Source organism: Nitrospira sp. BLG_2 (genome assembly GCF_049222245.1).
Window position 1 is genome coordinate 1 of sequence record NZ_JBLYIG010000002.1, and the last position, 2041, is coordinate 2041.

Annotated in this window: 3 protein-coding genes; all 3 read left to right on the forward strand. The window is 56.1% G+C overall.

The features are described 5' to 3' along the window. Positions 1-405 (forward strand): SDR family oxidoreductase (locus ACOSYY_RS00045; protein WP_421660169.1); only part of this gene is annotated, 405 nt, incomplete at its 5' end. Positions 406-446: 41 nt separating this feature from the next. After that, positions 447-836, forward strand: coding sequence for a hypothetical protein (locus tag ACOSYY_RS00050; RefSeq protein ID WP_421660170.1), 390 nt, complete (start codon positions 447-449; stop codon positions 834-836). Between the two features lie 448 nt (positions 837-1284). Beyond that, the gene (locus tag ACOSYY_RS00055) at positions 1285-1629 is read left to right on the forward strand and encodes a hypothetical protein (protein ID WP_421660171.1); all 345 of its coding nucleotides are present in this window, start codon (positions 1285-1287) and stop codon (positions 1627-1629) included. The last annotated feature ends 412 nt before the right edge of the window (positions 1630-2041 follow it).

The following is a 2041-nucleotide window of genomic DNA, read 5'->3' on the forward strand; positions in this document are numbered from 1 at the left end:
ACGATAAACGTGACGTCCGCATTCCTGCTGTCGAAAGCCGTCCTGCCCCATATGATGGAGCGCGGAACCGGTCGCATTCTGCACATGGCGGCTTGGGCGGCGGTCGAGCCGTTTCCCGGCGCCGCTGCCTACCTCGTCGCCAAGTCGGGGCTGCTTGCGTTGATCAACGTGCTGGCGCTCGAACTGAAAGGATCGGGCGTCACCGTCAATGGGGTGTTGCCGACGACCATTGATACGCCGGCCAACCGTGCAGGTATGCCTCAAGCTGATCCATCGACGTGGACGAAGCCGGAATCCATCGCGAAGACGCTGCTCTTTCTCGCCTCCGATGAGGCGGCCCAGATCAACGGAGCCACCGTTCCAATCGGCAGGGGAGCCGGCGGGAAGCCGGCCGAGGAGCTGTAGGTACGGATGAGGGGAAACTCATGCAAGGGCCGGTCAGGCACGTGAGATTAGACGACGTGTCCCGCGCGCTGCTCCGCCTCCATAAAGCATTGCTGGACGCGGAGCGACTGTCGTACGAGCGCGTGCACGGCCGCATTGCATCCAATGGAGCATTTCTTCAATTGGTGCTGGGGGATTCTTGGTTTGCCTGGTTAAGACCGCTGTCTCACTCCATCACCAAACTCGACGAACTGGCCGAAGAGGATCGGACCGCCTCCGGTGCTCAGATCACTGAGCTGCTTGCCTCACTGCGAAGTCTGCTAACCCCGTCGGAAGCTGGTGAAGGATTCGGCCGGAACTATTACGATGCATTGCAACGAAATCCCGATGTCGTGCTGGAGCATGCGGCGGTCAAAACATTGCTTCTACAAGCTGTTCCTAAACAGGGGTAGTCAGGAGTAAACAGTCATCTTGATCATGTCGTTCGTGTTCAAGGAAGTGGGGCCAATCTTCAATGGGGTAGCCGCTGGGCTGACGGCCGGCCACACGCATCACGCACTGTCGCTGATTCAATCGGCATGATCGATCACAGGGGTGAACCAGAGCCTGTACCTAAAAGATCCGAACGGGAACGAAGTGGGGCTTGAGGTAGGTGTGAATGGTCGTCTGATGTTGTTGAAAGACTCGCAGGGATAACCCTTGACAATAGTCCCTAACGACGGAACAATCTGTCCCTGATTTGCGGCCATCGAGGTGTCGTGCTGTCATTTTTCGGCGATTCTTGCCTGATTGAAAGGAGGGAATGCGAGCAAGACAGATTCGGATCGGATGATTGTGTCGTGCCGCACGTAGTCTCACTGGGGCAAGCGGACTGTTAACCAACACACAAGGAGGCGTTCGATGTTAAAGGTTAAATGGGTCTGCGCATTCTTGGGTCTCGGTCTTCTCATTGCGACGCAAAGTTTTGCCGGACAACCTCTTGAGAAATTGATTGAAAAAGGGGACCACCGTGGCTTGGCCTTGTACTATGCCGAAGAGGCGAAGGATTTGAAAGCAAAAGCAGAGCAGTGGGAATTTGCGGCCGAATACTACGAAAAGTTTCCAGGAGCGTTCGAAGGAGATTCTTCGAAAACGACCGAACACATCACGCACCTCCGAGCCATTGCCGAGGATTTCAGGAAAGCTGCGCACGAGGCTCGTGATTTGGCCAATGAGCACCACACCCTAATCCGTAAAGGTCCGTGAAGGCCTGCCGGCGCTAAAGATTCAGCTGAAGAATATCATGCAGTGAAGACTCCGTGGATAAAAAGACATTACGGGCACTCTACGGAGTGAAACTTTCAATAGGAGGTCCTGATGCAGGCGTGGAACGCTCGTCCGTGGGCGGGTGAATCCACGCCGCTTCGGCGAACAAACCGGGCGCGGCCGGTAGAAGCGAGGAGGATAGCGCGAGAGGACCATGTCACCGGAGGCCGGAATCAACAACTATTCCAGAGGAGAGGCCCATGCGTAAGATCATCGTTCTTGTTTCCATGGTTCTGGCCGTGATGATGCCGGGTTCCTATGGTTTCGCCGACGAAGGGGGGGTGCCCCGAAAGGCGACGCATATGAAAGTCAGCGGCGTGGTGTCGAAGATCCAATCCGGTCTGACCACCGT

Excerpts from the sequence above, each read along its gene's own strand:
- ACOSYY_RS00055 (WP_421660171.1), top strand. The coding sequence starts at position 1,285 with ATGTTAAAGGTTAAATGGGTCTGCGCATTCTTGGGTCTCGGTCTTCTC.